Raw genomic sequence first — 14,278 nt, 5'->3', positions numbered from 1 at the left:
CCCAAGGGACATTCAGGGCGTCTTGTGCGGGTCTTCACAGGCTGTTCCCAGCCACGCGGCATACCTCCCGCTCCCATGGCAGGGGAGGGTGTGGTGCCCGCCCGCCCCGGCCCGCGGGCGGTGGCGGGAAGCGCCCTCACCGGGAGCGGCGGCCGGCGGTCAGGAGGCGTCGGTCCCGTCGCGGGCCTGGCCGAGCTGCGGGTACGTGGTGGCCACGCTCGGGTGGCGTGAGCCCGCGCCGGGGGTGGCGAAGGCGCTCAGCAGGTTGAGGGTGATGCGCCCAAGGGCGGTGACGGTGCGCGCCGGGACCGGGCCGTTCGGGCAGGTCGCGTCGAGGTTGCAGGCCCAGTACGTCGTGCCGGCCGCGAAGACGCCGGCGCCCCCGGGGGCCGAGTGGTAGGCCGCGGTGGCCAGCGACGGTCGGGCCTGGCCGGGCACCGCCACGACGGTCTGGAGCAGCACCTGCGTGGCGGCCGGGGTGCTGCCGCCGGGCGGCTCCACGGCGTCGACCTCGTAGCCGACGACGCCGCTCAGCACCGACCCCGGCCGCAGCGCCGTCCCGGCAAAGAGCCACCCCGGCGCCGTCCGCACCGTGTAGCTGCCGTGCACGCCGACCGCGGACATGCCGACCCCGACCAGGGCGGCCGGGTCGCGCCCGAGCAGCTTCGAGCGCCACTGCACGGTGGTGGTCGCCGGCGCCGCCTGCGCCAGGGTGTCGAGGGTGGCGAGGCGGTACACGGTGACGCCGGTCGGGCGCCCGGCAGCGTCGCGCTCGACGCGGGCCTGCCAGTAGATCTCGTTCGCGCCGAGCGAGGCGAGGTTGGTGCCGGCGTCGCGGGCGCGCACGAGCGCGTCGTAGGACCGGGCCGTCCAGTACTCCGTGTGCCCGCCGAGCAGGATCGCGGAGCGCCCGTCGACCTGGCCCGGGGTCGCGTCGAGGGCGCTGACCGTCGTGACGTCGGCGGCGAGGTGGTGCCGGCCGAGGAAGCGCACGAGCGGGACGTCCATGGCCAGCACCTGCGTCAGGCCGTCGCCGGAGACCGGCCGTGCGGTCGACGCCACGAAGGACCGGGCGGCGTTGCGCTGCTCGTGGGTGGCCCCCGGGCCGGCGTAGAGGCTGGTCCCGCCGTACTCGTTGTAGGCGTGCCAGGTCAGGTCCCCGGCGACCACGAGGTATGCCGCGTGGTCGCCGGAGGTCTGCACCACCAAGGGCATGAGGGACGGCCGGACCGCAGGGTCCACGGGCCGGATCTCGACCAGGTAGAGCCCGGGGGGCCACGTAGCGTCCACCGGGAGCGCCGTGCTGACCGGCCAGTCCTCGGCGATGACCCGGTCCGGGCCGGTCGGCGTCGCCTCCGGGCGCGGCTGGGCGGTCAGGACGCGGGACTGCCAGACCAGGCGGGCACCGCGGCCGCCGTAGTCGCCCACGCGCAGCGCGCGCAGCCGCACGTCGAGCGCGCCGCGCGTCGCGGACAGGTGCACAGCGACCCGCTGGCCGCAGACGGCGCTGGTGGTGTCGAGGTAACCCACGACCGGGCCGGAGGCCGACCGCACCTGGCGTGGCGGGACGTCGCCGGCGCCGGCACGGCGTTCCTCGGCCGCGGCCCACCCCGGCGGGGCGTTGGTGCAGGTCGCCGCGGGGGAGGGCAGCGTCGTGGAGATGGGCTGTGCCTCGGCGCTGACGGTCCCGGCCGAGGCGCCGACGGCACGGCTGCGGGTCGGTGCGGGCGCACCGGGCGCCGCGGGCGGGTCGCCGGCCCCGAGCGGGGTGCAGGCAGCGAGCGTCAGCGACAGGAGCGGCACCACCGCGGCGAGGGCGTAGCGCACCCGGGGGCGGCGTCCCGGCCGCGACGGCACTGTCATGCCGCTCCAACGCGCGAGGGAGCGTGGGCGCTCCCGGCCCCTGGCCGGCGGACGGGACCCGGCCGCGCGGCATACCGGCCTGTCGGGGGTGACGTCTACGGTGTCCTCATGCGGCCCACCACCGACCTCCAGCGCACCGTGGCGCCCTTCCGCGTCGAGTCCGAGTTCCAGCCCGCCGGTGACCAGCCGGCGGCGATCGCGGACCTGGCCCGGCGGATCAACGCCGGCGAGCAGGACGTCGTGCTGCTCGGCGCCACCGGCACGGGCAAGTCGGCCACGACGGCCTGGCTGATCGAGCAGGTGCAGCGACCCACGCTGGTCATGGCGCCCAACAAGACGCTGGCGGCGCAGCTGGCCAACGAGTTCCGCGAGCTGCTGCCGCACAACGCGGTGGAGTACTTCGTCTCCTACTACGACTACTACCAGCCCGAGGCCTACGTCCCGCAGACGGACACCTACATCGAGAAGGACTCCTCGATCAACGACGAGGTCGAGCGGCTGCGCCACAGCGCGACCAACTCGCTGCTCACCCGGCGCGACGTCATCGTGGTCGCGTCCGTGTCGTGCATCTACGGCCTGGGCACCCCGCAGGAGTACGTCGACCGGATGGCGCGGCTCAAGGTCGGCCAGGAGGTCGAGCGCGACGACCTGCTGCGCAAGTTCGTCGAGATGCAGTACACCCGCAACGACCTGGCCTTCACCCGCGGCACGTTCCGCGTGCGCGGCGACACCGTCGAGATCATCCCGGTCTACGAGGAGCTCGCGGTCCGCATCGAGTTCTTCGGCGACGAGATCGAGCGGATCTACACGTTGCACCCGCTCACCGGCGAGATCGTGCGCGAGGAGCAGGAGATGTACGTCTTCCCGGCCACGCACTACGTGGCCGGGCCCGAGCGCATGGAGCGGGCCATCCGCGGCATCGAGCTCGAGCTCGAGGACCAGCTCGCGACGTTCGAGAAGCAGGGCAAGCTCCTGGAGGCCCAGCGGCTGCGCATGCGCACGACCTACGACATCGAGATGATGCGCCAGGTCGGGTCCTGCTCGGGCATCGAGAACTACAGCCTGCACATCGACGGCCGGCCGCGGGGTTCGGCGCCCAACTGCCTCCTGGACTACTTCCCCGAGGACTTCCTGCTGGTCATCGACGAGTCCCACGTCACGGTGCCGCAGATCGGGGCGATGTACGAAGGCGACATGTCGCGCAAGCGGACGCTGGTCGACCACGGGTTCCGCCTGCCCAGCGCCATGGACAACCGGCCGCTGCGCTGGGAGGAGTTCCTGGAGCGGATCGGGCAGACCGTCTACCTCTCCGCGACGCCGGGGCAGTACGAGCTGGCCAAGAGCGACGGGGTGGTCGAGCAGATCATCCGGCCCACCGGCCTGGTCGACCCCGAGGTCGTCCTCAAGCCGACGAAGGGGCAGATCGACGACCTGCTCCACGAGATCCACGAGCGCACGGCCAAGGACGAGCGCGTCCTGGTCACGACGCTGACCAAGAAGATGGCCGAGGACCTCACCGACTACCTCCTGGAGAAGGGGGTGCGGGTGCGCTACCTGCACTCCGAGGTCGACACGCTGCGCCGGGTGGAGCTGCTGCGCGAGCTGCGCCTGGGCGAGTTCGACGTGCTCGTCGGCATCAACCTGCTGCGGGAGGGTCTCGACCTGCCCGAGGTGTCGCTGGTGAGCATCCTCGACGCCGACAAGGAGGGCTTCCTGCGTTCGGCCCGCAGCCTGATCCAGACGATCGGCCGCGCCGCTCGCAACGTCTCCGGCCAGGTGCACATGTACGCCGACAAGATGACCCCCTCCATGGAGGAGGCCATCGACGAGACCAACCGCCGGCGCGAGAAGCAGATCGCCTACAACCGCGCGAACGGCGTCGACCCGCAGCCGCTGCGCAAGAAGATCGCCGACATCACCGACATGCTCGAGCGCGAGGACGCCGACACCGAGTCGCTGCTCGGCAGCGGCCGGTCGCAGTCCCGCGGCAAGGCCCGGGGCGGGGCCGGCGGGCGGGGGGCGCTCGCCGCCGACGTGGGTGTCTCCGGCGGCCGCCGGGCCGACCTGCCCGCCGGTGACCTGGCCAACCTCATCCAGGAGCTGACCGCCCAGATGCACCAGGCCGCCAGCGACCTGCACTTCGAGCTCGCGGCACGGCTGCGCGACGAGATCGGGGACCTGAAGAAGGAGCTGCGGCAGATGTCGGCGGCGACGAAGTAGGGCACAGGACTCCCGGCGCACCGGGAGCGGGCACGACGAGCGGAAGGGGACCGGTGATGGCAACCGGGGTGCAGGTGACGTTCGACGCGAGCGACCCGGCAAGGCTGGGGGCGTTCTGGGCCGAGCTGCTCCACTACATCGAGCAGCCGCCACCGCCGGGCTTCGACAACTGGCCCGACGCCCTCGACGCCCTGGGGTGGCCGGAGGACGAGCGTGACGCGGCCTACGCGATCGTCGACCCCGAGGGGGTCGGGCCGCGGTTCTTCTTCCAGAAGGTGCCCGAGGCCAAGGTCGCCAAGAACCGCGTCCATCTCGACGTCAACGTCGGGGCGGGGCTCGGCGACGACGCCCGGACGGCGCGAGTGCACGAGGAGGCCGAGCGCGCCAAGGCACTCGGGGCGAGCGTCGTGCGGGTCGCCCAGGAGCGGGGCGAGACCTGGATCGTGATGCAGGACCCCGACGGCAACGAGTTCTGCCTGCAGTGATGCGTCACGCCGACCTGGTCGCACACTGCCTGGCCAAGCCCGGCGCCTGGGTCGACGAGCCGTGGGAGGGCGACCTCGTCGCCAAGGTGGCCGACAAGATCTTCGCCTTCCTGGGCTCGCCCGGACCGGACGGCTCGGCCGGGGGAGTCGGCGTGAAGTGCGGGCGCGACGCGGAGGCTGCCCGCGAGTGGCGGGAGCGCTATCCCGGGGAGGTGACCGTCTCGGCCTACATCGGCCGCTACGGCTGGAACTCCTTCGCCGTCGGCGGGGCGGTGCCCGACGAGGAGGTGCTCGAGGCGGTCGACGCCTCCTACGACGACGTCGTCTCCCGCCTGCCCCGCCGCAAGCGCCCCGGCGGCGGAGCGGCGGGCTGAGCCACCTAGGCTGGGTCGCTGTTGCCCACGACCCGCCCCTGGATGGACACCCGCATGACCCCCAACCCCCGCACCCTCTTCCGCGTCGTCGCCACCGCCGAGGCGGTGTCCTGGCTCGGCCTCCTCGTCGGGATGTTCTTCAAGTGGGTCCTGCGCGCGGGCGCCGAGGGCGTGCACGTCTTCGGGCCCATCCACGGCACGATCTTCCTGCTCTACCTCGTGGCCGTGCTGGTGGCCGGTCGCCGCTTCGCCTGGGACGCCCGGACCAGCCTGCTCGCGGTCGTCGCAGCCTTCCCGCCCTTTGCCACCCTCGTCTTCGAGCGGTGGGCCGACCACCGCGCCCTCCTCGGCGTGCCCGCCCCGGCAGGCACCCGGCATACCGCCTGAGTCCTGTCAAGCTGGTCCGGCCACGCGGGTCTGGCACCTGAGCCCTGCCAGCCGGGTTCTGCCACCCGCGTCTCGCCGCCTGCGTCTGGCCGCCAGCGTCGTGCCGCCCGGCGTGTCGGGCCCGCAGATTTGGGGACCCGCCCCGCGGGGTGGGAGACTGGGCGGACCATTCGGAGGGGAGTATCCCCACGCGGTGTCCTCGTCATCACGGACCCGGCTGTCCTGCAGCCGCCGTCCCGGGGAGCCGGTCCGCCTGACGGGCGGGAGAGACCTCCGGCCACGTCATCGTGTCCGGAGGTTTGCCCATGAACGTCCCCGCCTGGGTCTGGTTCGCCACGATCGGCGCCACCACCGTGTTCCTGCTCGTCGACATCTTCGTCATCGGCCGGCGCCCGCACGTCCCGTCGATGGCGGAGGCCGGGCGGCACCTCGCGTTCTACGTCGCGGTCGCCGTCCTGTTCGGCCTCGGCGTGTGGTGGTTCAGCGGGGCCGACTTCGCCGCGCAGTACTACGCGGGCTGGCTGACGGAGTACTCCCTCAGCGTCGACAACCTCTTCGTCTTCCTCATCATCATGGCCAAGTTCGGCGTGCCCGAGAAGCTGCAGCAGACGGCACTGCTGGTGGGCATCGTCATCGCGCTGGTCCTGCGCGGCATCTTCATCGGCGTGGGCGCGGCGGTCATCAACCAGTTCGCCTGGGTCTTCTACCTCTTCGGGGCGTTCCTCATCTACACCGCGGTCAAGCTGGCCCGGGAGGGCGAGAGCGACGACGAGGAGTTCGAGGAGAACCGCCTGCTGCGCTGGGTCGAGAGCCGCTTCCCGGCGACCCAGGAGTGGAACGGGACGCACCTGACGGTGGTGGAGTCGGGCAAGCGCCTCATCACCCCGATGCTCATCGTCATCCTGGCCCTGGGCACCACCGACCTGCTCTTCGCGCTGGACTCGATCCCCGCGATCTACGGCCTGACCAAGGAGCCCTACCTGGTCCTCACGGCGAACCTGTTCGCACTGATGGGCCTGCGCCAGCTCTACTTCCTCATCGGCGGCCTGCTCCAGCGGCTGGTCTACCTCAGCATCGGCCTCGCCGTGCTGCTCGCCTTCATCGGCGTGAAGCTCGTGCTGCACGCCCTGCACGAGAACACCGTGCCGTTCATCAACGGCGGGCAGCCGGTCCACTGGGCCCCGGACATCCCGATCTCGGTCTCGCTCGGCGTCATCGTCGGTGTGCTGGCGGTGACGACGGTGGCGAGCCTGGTCAAGTCCGGCCGCGAGGCCCGCGCCCGCGCCGGGTCAGCCTCCTGAGGGGCCGGCGGACCGCTCGTTGATCGGGTCGGCCGGTTGCACCGCAGCCGGCCGGCCGCCCATCACCACGGCGCTGGCGCCGACCACGAGCGCCATGCCGGCGAGCTGGAGGCCGCGCAGCTGCTGGCCGAGCACGAGACGGCCGGCGAGGGCGGCCACCGCCGGCTCCAGGCTCAGCAGGATCCCGAAGACCTGGGCGGACAGCCGGCGCAGGGCCATCAGCTCCAGGGAGTAGGGCAGCACCGACGACAGGATGGCGACGCCGGCACCGCGCCACAGCACGTCGGGCGCCAGCAGGGCCCGACCGGCGGTGGCCAGCCCCAGCGGCGCGACCAGGAGGGCCGCCAGGGCCATCGCGATCGCCAGCCCGTCGAGCTGGGCGAAGCGGGCCCCGGTGCGCCCGGACAGCACGATGTATGCCGCCCAGCAGGCGCCCGCGGCCGCCGCCAGTCCCAGCCCGGTGAGGTCCAGTGCGGCCCAGTCGGTGTCCAGCGCTCCCGAGATGAGCAGCACCCCCAGGGCTGCCGCCGTCACGGCGAGCAGGTCCAGCCGCCGCCGCGAGAGGCTGGTGGCCAGCAGCAGCGGCCCGAGGAACTCGATGGTGACCGCGACGCCGATGGGCAGACGGGCCAGGGAGGCGTAGAAGCACAGGTTCATCAGGCCCAGGCTCAGGGCGAAGCCGGTGACGGTGGCCCACGCAGCCCGGTCGTGGCCGGAGATCCGTGGCCGGGCAGCCGCGAGCAGCACGGCCGCCGCGATGACCAGCCGCAGGGCAACCGACCCGGCCGGACCGACACGGGGCACCAGCGTGGCGGCGAGGGCACCCCCGAACTGCACCGAGACGACCGCCGCCACGACCAGCAGCGGCGCGGGCAGCCGGCCGGTCATCACCTGCCGTGCGGCGCGCCCGGGAAGCGTCCGGCGCCGGCCAGCGTGGCCAGCCGGTCCGCGTCGAGGTCCTCCTCGAGGATGACGCCGAGGCCGTCGCTCTCCGGCGCGTGCAGCATCCGGCCGGGGGCGGTCACGATGCCGACGTGGTGGGCGCGGCGGCCCTCGCGGGCGAAGAAGTACAGGTCGCCGGGTCGCACGTCCTCCAGCGGCACGGGGTCGCAGGCGTCGTGCTGGTCATCGGCGTCGCGGGGGACGACCACGCCGAGCTCACGCATGGCGTGGTGGACGAGACCGGAGCAGTCCAGGCCCTCGGCGGACATGCCGCCCCAGAGGTAGCGCAGCCCCACGTGGGAGGCGGCCCGGTCCAGGAACGACCCGTCGGCGCGGGCCGCGGCTCGTGGTGCGTCCTCTGCCCGGCCCGGTGTGTCAGCAGCGGCAGCGGGTGCGGCCACGGACGTGGGCGTGGGCGTGGCTGAGGACGCGCCGCCGGGCAGGTGACGCGGCGCGGCGGGGGCGTCCTGCGGACGGTCGGCGCCCAGGTGGGCCAGCGGCACCCAGCCGGGGTAGCCGCGGCCGTCCAGCGAGCTCGGCTGCCACGGGCAGACCACCTCGGCCCAGCCGTCCCCGGTGCGCTCCAGCACCGTCACCGGCTCGCCGAGCAAGAGCTGGGTCAGCACCCGGCCGTGCAGGCCGAGGCGGCCGTCGGGGACGGCGTCGTCGAGCAGCCTGAGCCACCCCTCGACGTCGGGCAGCTCGGCCACGGCCGGGCCGTCGATCTCCCGGGGGGCCCGGGCGCTGGTCCAGAGGGCGGTCACCGGCACGGTGACGTACATGCGGTCGTCCACGCAGGCCATACTCACATGTCGTGCTCGTCGAGGAGATCAGGTCGCTCATCCGGCGTGCCCCCGGGGTGCTCTCCGTGGTCGTGCAGGACGACTCCGGGGTGGTGGTCGACCTCGACGGTGGCCGCATCGTGCCGGCGGCCTCGACCATCAAGGTGCTGCTCCTGGTCGCCGCGCTGCGCCGGGTCGCGCAGGGGCGCAGCCGGCTGGGGGACGTGCTGACCCTGCCCGCGCCGGCCGACCGGGTCGGCGGCAGTGGCCCGCTCCAGGCACTGGCCTCGGTGGCCGAGCTGCCCCTCGGGGAGCTGCTGGAGCTGATGGTGACGCTGAGCGACAACGACGCGACCAACGTGGTGGTCGACCTGGTCGGGCTCCCTGAGGTCGAGGCGCTGGCCGCCGAGCTGGGGCTGCCCGACACCAGCCTGCAGCGCCGCCTGATGGACTTCGCCGCGCGCGAGGCGGGGCGGGAGAACCTCACGACCGCGCGGGACCTCGCCGCGCTGATGGCGCGACTGCGGCAGGGCGGCGCCCTGCCCGCCGAGCAGGCCAGGGCGGCGCTCGCGGTCCTGGGCCGGCAGCAGCTGCGCGACGGCCTGCCGGCCCTGTTGCCGCCCGGGACGTGGTGCGGCAACAAGACCGGGGAGCTGCCGGGGATCCGTCACGACGTGGGCCTGCTCGAGCGCGACGGCCGCTGGGCGGCGGTGGCGGTGACGGCGACCGAGCTGGGGGACGGACCCGTGGACCGGGGGGCCGCGGTGTGGCCGACGGTCGCCGCGGTCGGGGCCGCGGTGGCGGGCTGGCTCAGCAGCGGCACAGGCAGAACGGGTGTCCTGCCGGGTCCGCGTAGACCCTGAAGCCCCGCTCGTCGTCGGGCTGCGGGTCACCGACCGGGTCCAGCGGCCGCGCCCCCAGCGCGACCGCCTCGCGGTGCGCGCCGACGAGGTCGGTGACCCGGATGTCCAGGTGCAGCTGCTGGGGCGGTCCGTCCGGCCACGCCGGAGGGGTGTAGCGCCCGGCCCGCTGGAAGGCGAGCGAGACGCCTCCGGCGGTGGGGGTGAGGCCGACCCAGTCGTCGGTGCAGTCGGCGGCGTCGACCGGCGTGCCGATCAGCGCCGCGTAGAAGGCGGCGAGCCGGCGCGGGTCCGGGCAGTCGAGCACGATCGTGTCCAGCTGTCCGACGCCCACGCCGGCGACGGGGTTCGCCGTCATGCTGCGCAGCCGACGGGCGACCCGGCGGACCGGGCGTCCTGGGTGGGGGCGGTGCCCGCCGCGCCGGTGGTGGCGCCGGCGGTCGTCACGGCAGCGGTGGCGGTCGTGGCGGCGGTGCGGGCGTGCCGGTGGGCGCGGGAGAACGCGCCGGCGAGGGCGGTGAGGCCCTGGAAGCGCGCCGTGGCGGGGCTCACGGGGAGGTGGCGCGCCGCCTGGCGGTGCAGCTCCCGGATGTGGTCCTCGGCCAGGGCCTGGGTCAGCTCGGGGTTCAGCAACATCTCGATCTCCTCCAGATCGCCGGTCACCTCGGTGGTAACCGGTGAAGCGAGCATGGCAGTTACTCCCGCTGTCGCGCAACCACTAATTCGGTTACAGTGGTTACATGGCTGGAAAGAGCGGTGACGTGGCAGGAAGCCGACCCCTGGTGCTGCTCGACGTCTGCGGTGACCCGGCGGAGCTGCTCGTCGCGTTCCTCAACACCCTCGACGTGGACGAGGGCACCGACGTGCTGACCTCGGCGCAGGAGTGGGGCCGCTGGCTCGAGGACCACGAGCTCGGCTGCTTCGGGGCGCCCTCCGAGGACGACCTCGGGCTCGCCCGGCGGCTGCGGGACGACCTGCGGGCCCGGGCCAGCGGTGACACCTGCGGGGAGGTCCGCCAGGTGGGCATCACGGTGGCCGTGACGGAGGAGGGGCAGGTCGAGCTCAGTGCCACCGACGCCGCCGGCTTCCTGGCGGCGGCCGCGGCCACGGTGGCGATCGAGCGCCGGCTCGACCGGGTCAAGATCTGCCCGGCCGACGACTGCCGCTGGGCGTTCTACGACACCTCACGCAACCGGTCCCGGCAGTGGTGCTCGATGGAGGTCTGCGGCAACCGGGCCAAGGCGCGGGCACACCGCGCCCGGGCCGGCGCGCAGGGTGATTAGTCCGTCAGGACGACGTCACCAGCCGCGCTCGCGCCACTGCGGCAGGGCGGGTCGTTCGGCGCCCAGCGTCGTGTCGCCGCCGTGCCCCGGGTAGACCCAGGTCGCGTCGTCGTAGACGCCGAACACCCGCTGCTCCACGTCGTCGAGGAGGGACTGGAACCGCTGCGCGTCCTGGCCGGTGTTGCCGACGCCGCCGGGGAACAGCGAGTCACCCGTGAACAGGTGGGTGTGGCCCGCAGGGTCGGCATACGCGAGGGCCACCGAGCCCGGCGTGTGCCCGCGCAGGTGGACGACCTGGAGGGTGATGTCACCAAAGGTGACCGAATCCCCTTGGTGCAGAACGACATCGGGCTTGACCGGGAGGTGCGGCGCGTCCTCCTCACCGGCTGCGGTCCGCGCGCCGGTCTCGGTGACGAGCTCGGCGAGTGCCCGGTGGTGGTCCCAGTGCTGGTGCGTGGTGACCACGAGGTCCAGCCGGCCCGTCCCCTCGCGCACCAGGGCCAGCAGGCGCGGCGCGTCGTCGGCGGCGTCGACCAGGAGCTGGGCCCCGGTGGCCCGGCAGGTGAGCAGGTAGACGTTGTTGTCCATGCTCGAGACACTCGCCTTGCGGATGGTCAGGTCGGCCAGCTCGCGCACCTGCGAGGGGCCGCCCGGGGTCACGGATCCGGTGTATGCCACGGGCCCATCATGGCAAATGCCCGGTCTGTCTCCGGCAAAAGTCTCGCCCGCCAATAGTCACGATTGACTATGGCCCGTCCTCTCGGCGCGCACCTAACTTGGCGTAGGTAAGGGCTCCCGGACACGCCCTCTTGGCCGTGGTCGGTCCCTCCCCCCGAAGCGTGGTTGAGGTGCTGAGATGACAACAGCTGTGGTGCAGGAACGCTCCCCAGGCCTGGTTCTCCCTGGCCGTGACGTCGACACCATCCGCGCGCTGTGCCACGACCTGCGCCAGCCGCTGGCCGCCATCCGGCTGCTCGCCGCGGCGGACGGCGGCGACGTGCGCCGGCGCCTGGACGGCATCCTCGAGCAGGCGCAGTGGCTGGCCGAGATGGTCGACGAGGTGCTCGTCGGGGCCAAGGCCGACGGCGCGGAGTACGTCGACGCCGCCGAGCTCGCCGAGACCTGCGTCCACCGGGCCCGGCCGACCGCCGCGTGCGAGGTGGGCTGCGAGACGAGTGGGACGACCATCGTCCTGGCCCAGCCGGTCGCGCTGAGCCGGGCCATCGGCTGCCTCATCGACAACGCCGTCCGGGCCGCCGGGGACGGGGGGCACGTCCACGTCCTCGTCAGCCGCTCCGCCGGCTGCGTCGAGGTGGTCGTCGCGGACGACGGCCCCGGGCTCGGCCACGTGGCCGCCCGGACCTCGCTCGGTCTCACCATCACCCGTGCCCTCGTCGCCTCGTGCGGCGGCCGCTTCGAGCTGTCCTCCGGTGAGATCGGGGGCGCCGTGGCCAGGATCAGCCTCCCCGCAGCAGCCCCCGAGGCCGCCGCCTCATGAGATCGGTTCGGTGATTCGACGTGCGCCTTGTTGTCTGTGACGACCACCGGCTGCTGCTCGAGGCCCTCAGCCTCGCGCTGGGGGAGAGCGGTCAGGAGGTGCTGGCCATGGCAGTCAGCACGACAGAGGCCGTGGACGCGGTCCGCGAGCACCAGCCGGACGCCGTCCTGCTGGACCTCAACTTCCCGGAGGGCACCGCGCTGACGGCGATCGCCGACCTGCGCGAGGCGTGCCCCACGGCCAAGATCGTCATCCTGTCGGCGTCGGCGGACCACAGCGTCGTGGCCGAGGCGATCGCCCAGGGCGCGCACGGCTTCATCGGCAAGGACCGGCCGGTCTCGGACATCGTCGGTGCGCTGGAGCAGGCCCGCCGCGGGCAGACCGCCGTCGACCCCGTGCTGCTGCAGCAGGCCCTGCGACCGCGCCCGGCGGTCGACGACCCGCTCTGGGTCCTGAAGTTCCTGACCGACCGCGAGTGGGAGGTCATGCGCTGCATCATGGACGGGCAGTCCACCGACGAGATGGCCCAGAGCCTGGGCGTACGCCGCAGCACCGCCCGCACCCACGTGCAGAATCTGCTGGCCAAGCTCGGCGTGCACTCGCGCCTGCAGGTCGCCGCTCTGATGACCGCGCACGGGACGCCGGAGATGTGGCCTCCGCGCATGCGATGAGCCGGAACCCCTGCATCTGCTGTAGGACGTAGTCCCTCCTTCGCTCGATCTGCGCACAGCGGCGACACAGGACGCTTGGGACCATGGCCGCACAAACGATCAGGGTGCTCGTCGTGGACGACCACCCCGTCTTCGCAGAGGCGCTGGCCCAGTACCTCGGGTCCCAGCCGGACTTCGAGCCCGTGGGCACCGCCGCCTCGCCTGAACAGGCCATGCGGATCCTGCGGGAGCACCCCGTGGACGTCGTCACCCTCGACCTCGACCTCGCCGGTGAGGACGGGATCCAGCTGGGCCGGGACATCGCCGCGCAGTGGCCCGAGGTGGCCCTCGTGGTCGTCACCGGGGCCCGGGACACCAGCCGGATGCTCGAGGCGGTCCAGGTGGGGGCCCGCGGGTGGGTCACCAAGGACGGTGAGATCGAGGGGCTGGTCTCGGCCCTGCGGGGGGCCGCCCGGGGGGAGACGCACGTGCCGGCCGCCATGCTCCAGCGGATGCTCAACGGCCTCGCCGGGGGCGGTCGAGAGCTGTCGGCCGAGGGCGAGGCGGTCGAACGGCTCACCCCCCGCGAGCGCGAGGTGCTGCGCTGCCTGATGCAGGGGATGGCCCGCAAGCAGATCGGCGAGCTGCTCCAGGTGTCGCCGAACACCGTGCGCACGCACGTGCAGAGCATCCTGCACAAGCTCGAGGTCCACTCGGCGCTCACCGCTGTGGCCCTCGCCCGTCGGGGCGGCCTGGACGAGGAGGCCAACGGGCCCACGGCCGGCCCCGGTGCCGGCGCCGGCCCGGGGGCAGGCTCCGGGACACCGCCGATGGCCCGTCGCAGCGGCTGACGGCCCGAGCGGACGCCGGGCAACCTCACGAACGGGTAGCGCCCGGGGACGCAGGAGGGCCGGGCGCTACCCCCAGGACGGCGGGGCGGGAACCGGGCGGTCACTGACCAGCCCGAGGTCCACGCCCCGCGCCAGCCACGTCAGCAGCGCGGCCCGGGTGCCGCGGATGCGCTGACCGCCGTCGCCGACGGTCCACGTCTCGCCCTCCTCGGAGCCCAGCTCGAGGCCGAGGCCGCTGCCCGAGGCCCGCAGCCGCTCCACGGCATTGTCGAGCGAGCGGTGCACGAACCCGGGGTCGGCGTCGGCGAAGCCGTAGCCGGCGTCGAGGTCGACGTGGTGGAAGACCACCTCCCGCAGCCGCAGGGTCGGCAGGGCACCCCCGCGCACCCGGACGCCGCCGCGCATCTCGACCTCGGCCTCCTCGGGTGCCCCCGCCAGGGCGGGTGCAGCCCCGGCGAACCGGCCCGCGGACACCTCGAGGTCGGCCAGGATCGCGCTCAGCGACCGCCGGGAGCCGTCCTCGATGTCCGCGTCGCGGGCCTGCGGCGAGGCGTACATCGGCGTCGGCTCGCCGGTCACGGCCCAGTGGACGAGGTGGCCCAGGCCGTCGGCGTTGCGGGCGATGTGGGAGAGCACGTGGGCACGCGACCACCCGGCGCACAGGCTGGGCTCACGCACCGTCACCTCGTCCAGCCCGGCCGCCGTCCGCAGGAGGCGGGCGGTCTCGACGCGCAGCAGCTCGAGGTTGTCGGCCAGGTGGGAGGCGGGGCTCATGGCGCCAA

The 14,278-nt window shown here is 73.6% G+C and carries 17 protein-coding genes; 10 read left to right on the top strand and 7 right to left on the bottom strand.

Translation table 11 applies throughout. The features are described 5' to 3' along the window. Window positions 1–159: 159 nt before the first annotated feature. Window positions 160–1,863 (bottom strand): N,N-dimethylformamidase beta subunit family domain-containing protein, encoded by a 1,704-nt coding sequence (locus AC3ANM_RS03310; RefSeq protein WP_488286718.1) that lies wholly within the window; start codon window positions 1,861–1,863, stop codon window positions 160–162. Between the two features lie 108 nt (window positions 1,864–1,971). Between AC3ANM_RS03310 and uvrB the strand changes: the two genes are divergently transcribed. From uvrB to AC3ANM_RS03285, 5 genes are all read left to right on the top strand, one after another. Continuing rightward, window positions 1,972–4,083, top strand: coding sequence for an excinuclease ABC subunit UvrB (uvrB, locus tag AC3ANM_RS03305; RefSeq protein WP_488286717.1), 2,112 nt, complete (start codon window positions 1,972–1,974; stop codon window positions 4,081–4,083). Between the two features lie 56 nt (window positions 4,084–4,139). Next, the gene (locus tag AC3ANM_RS03300; protein ID WP_488286716.1) at window positions 4,140–4,568 is read left to right on the top strand and encodes a VOC family protein; all 429 of its coding nucleotides are present in this window, start codon (window positions 4,140–4,142) and stop codon (window positions 4,566–4,568) included. After that, window positions 4,568–4,942 (top strand): MmcQ/YjbR family DNA-binding protein, encoded by a 375-nt coding sequence (locus AC3ANM_RS03295; protein WP_488286715.1) that lies wholly within the window; start codon window positions 4,568–4,570, stop codon window positions 4,940–4,942. Before AC3ANM_RS03300 ends, AC3ANM_RS03295 begins: the two co-directional genes overlap by 1 nt. A gap of 54 nt (window positions 4,943–4,996) precedes the next feature. Next, window positions 4,997–5,329, top strand: a complete 333-nt coding sequence (locus AC3ANM_RS03290; protein WP_488286714.1) for a DUF3817 domain-containing protein — start codon at window positions 4,997–4,999, stop codon at window positions 5,327–5,329. Window positions 5,330–5,634: 305 nt separating this feature from the next. Then, complete coding sequence (locus AC3ANM_RS03285) at window positions 5,635–6,630, top strand: TerC family protein (RefSeq protein ID WP_488286713.1); 996 nt, start codon at window positions 5,635–5,637, stop codon at window positions 6,628–6,630. Here the strand turns inward: AC3ANM_RS03285 and AC3ANM_RS03280 are convergent. Together AC3ANM_RS03280 and AC3ANM_RS03275 are read right to left on the bottom strand one after the other, a co-directional pair. Then, complete coding sequence (locus AC3ANM_RS03280) at window positions 6,619–7,518, bottom strand: EamA family transporter (protein WP_488286712.1); 900 nt, start codon at window positions 7,516–7,518, stop codon at window positions 6,619–6,621. The genes AC3ANM_RS03285 and AC3ANM_RS03280 overlap by 12 nt on opposite strands. Further along, the gene (locus AC3ANM_RS03275; RefSeq protein ID WP_488286711.1) at window positions 7,518–8,366 is read right to left on the bottom strand and encodes a C40 family peptidase; all 849 of its coding nucleotides are present in this window, start codon (window positions 8,364–8,366) and stop codon (window positions 7,518–7,520) included. The genes AC3ANM_RS03280 and AC3ANM_RS03275 overlap by 1 nt, the downstream gene beginning before the upstream one ends. 20 nt (window positions 8,367–8,386) lie before the next feature. Between AC3ANM_RS03275 and AC3ANM_RS03270 the strand changes: the two genes are divergently transcribed. Beyond that, entirely contained in the window at window positions 8,387–9,217 is an 831-nt protein-coding gene (locus AC3ANM_RS03270; RefSeq protein ID WP_488286710.1) for a serine hydrolase, read from the top strand. Here the strand turns inward: AC3ANM_RS03270 and AC3ANM_RS03265 are convergent. Then, on the bottom strand, window positions 9,165–9,572 hold the full coding sequence (locus AC3ANM_RS03265) for a VOC family protein (protein WP_488286709.1): 408 nt from the start codon (window positions 9,570–9,572) through the stop codon (window positions 9,165–9,167). The two genes, AC3ANM_RS03270 and AC3ANM_RS03265, sit on opposite strands and share 53 nt — an antisense overlap. Then, complete coding sequence (locus AC3ANM_RS03260; RefSeq protein ID WP_488286708.1) at window positions 9,569–9,904, bottom strand: hypothetical protein; 336 nt, start codon at window positions 9,902–9,904, stop codon at window positions 9,569–9,571. Before AC3ANM_RS03260 ends, AC3ANM_RS03265 begins: the two co-directional genes overlap by 4 nt. 50 nt (window positions 9,905–9,954) lie before the next feature. Here AC3ANM_RS03260 and AC3ANM_RS03255 point away from each other — a divergent pair, with 50 nt between their 5' ends. Then, a complete protein-coding gene (locus AC3ANM_RS03255) occupies window positions 9,955–10,497 on the top strand; it encodes a CGNR zinc finger domain-containing protein (protein WP_488286707.1) in 543 nt (180 codons plus the stop codon). Between the two features lie 15 nt (window positions 10,498–10,512). Here AC3ANM_RS03255 and AC3ANM_RS03250 read toward each other — a convergent pair whose 3' ends face one another. Beyond that, window positions 10,513–11,175 (bottom strand): MBL fold metallo-hydrolase, encoded by a 663-nt coding sequence (locus AC3ANM_RS03250; RefSeq protein ID WP_488286706.1) that lies wholly within the window; start codon window positions 11,173–11,175, stop codon window positions 10,513–10,515. Between the two features lie 178 nt (window positions 11,176–11,353). Here AC3ANM_RS03250 and AC3ANM_RS03245 point away from each other — a divergent pair, with 178 nt between their 5' ends. The 3 genes from AC3ANM_RS03245 (at window position 11,354) to AC3ANM_RS03235 (ending at window position 13,496) form a co-directional block, all read left to right on the top strand. Continuing rightward, window positions 11,354–11,995: a sensor histidine kinase gene (locus AC3ANM_RS03245; RefSeq protein WP_488286705.1), complete on the top strand. Its 642-nt coding sequence runs from the start codon at window positions 11,354–11,356 to the stop codon at window positions 11,993–11,995. Window positions 11,996–12,015: 20 nt separating this feature from the next. Continuing rightward, entirely contained in the window at window positions 12,016–12,666 is a 651-nt protein-coding gene (locus AC3ANM_RS03240) for a response regulator (protein WP_488286704.1), read from the top strand. An 83-nt stretch (window positions 12,667–12,749) separates the two neighbouring features. Beyond that, on the top strand, window positions 12,750–13,496 hold the full coding sequence (locus AC3ANM_RS03235) for a response regulator (RefSeq protein ID WP_488286703.1): 747 nt from the start codon (window positions 12,750–12,752) through the stop codon (window positions 13,494–13,496). A gap of 66 nt (window positions 13,497–13,562) precedes the next feature. On the opposite strand, the gene AC3ANM_RS03230 is transcribed toward AC3ANM_RS03235, so the two are convergent. Then, the gene (locus AC3ANM_RS03230; RefSeq protein ID WP_488286702.1) at window positions 13,563–14,270 is read right to left on the bottom strand and encodes a maleylpyruvate isomerase family mycothiol-dependent enzyme; all 708 of its coding nucleotides are present in this window, start codon (window positions 14,268–14,270) and stop codon (window positions 13,563–13,565) included. Window positions 14,271–14,278: the final 8 nt, after the last annotated feature.

This window comes from Oryzihumus sp. JJN4-3R (genome assembly GCF_057747915.1).
The sequence above is the reverse complement of the archived record's forward strand: the minus strand, read 5'-3'. Positions and strand labels throughout refer to the sequence as shown.

Excerpts from the sequence above, each read along its gene's own strand:
- AC3ANM_RS03295 (WP_488286715.1), top strand. The coding sequence starts at position 4,568 with ATGCGTCACGCCGACCTGGTCGCACACTGCCTGGCCAAGCCCGGCGCC.
- AC3ANM_RS03255 (WP_488286707.1), top strand. The coding sequence starts at position 9,955 with ATGGCTGGAAAGAGCGGTGACGTGGCAGGAAGCCGACCCCTGGTGCTG.
- AC3ANM_RS03235 (WP_488286703.1), top strand. The coding sequence starts at position 12,750 with ATGGCCGCACAAACGATCAGGGTGCTCGTCGTGGACGACCACCCCGTC.
- AC3ANM_RS03300 (WP_488286716.1), top strand. The coding sequence starts at position 4,140 with ATGGCAACCGGGGTGCAGGTGACGTTCGACGCGAGCGACCCGGCAAGG.
- AC3ANM_RS03280 (WP_488286712.1), bottom strand. The coding sequence starts at position 7,518 with ATGACCGGCCGGCTGCCCGCGCCGCTGCTGGTCGTGGCGGCGGTCGTC.
- AC3ANM_RS03245 (WP_488286705.1), top strand. The coding sequence starts at position 11,354 with ATGACAACAGCTGTGGTGCAGGAACGCTCCCCAGGCCTGGTTCTCCCT.
- AC3ANM_RS03265 (WP_488286709.1), bottom strand. The coding sequence starts at position 9,572 with ATGACGGCGAACCCCGTCGCCGGCGTGGGCGTCGGACAGCTGGACACG.
- AC3ANM_RS03310 (WP_488286718.1), bottom strand. The coding sequence starts at position 1,863 with ATGACAGTGCCGTCGCGGCCGGGACGCCGCCCCCGGGTGCGCTACGCC.
- AC3ANM_RS03290 (WP_488286714.1), top strand. The coding sequence starts at position 4,997 with ATGACCCCCAACCCCCGCACCCTCTTCCGCGTCGTCGCCACCGCCGAG.
- AC3ANM_RS03230 (WP_488286702.1), bottom strand. The coding sequence starts at position 14,270 with ATGAGCCCCGCCTCCCACCTGGCCGACAACCTCGAGCTGCTGCGCGTC.
- AC3ANM_RS03285 (WP_488286713.1), top strand. The coding sequence starts at position 5,635 with ATGAACGTCCCCGCCTGGGTCTGGTTCGCCACGATCGGCGCCACCACC.
- uvrB (WP_488286717.1), top strand. The coding sequence starts at position 1,972 with ATGCGGCCCACCACCGACCTCCAGCGCACCGTGGCGCCCTTCCGCGTC.
- AC3ANM_RS03260 (WP_488286708.1), bottom strand. The coding sequence starts at position 9,904 with ATGCTCGCTTCACCGGTTACCACCGAGGTGACCGGCGATCTGGAGGAG.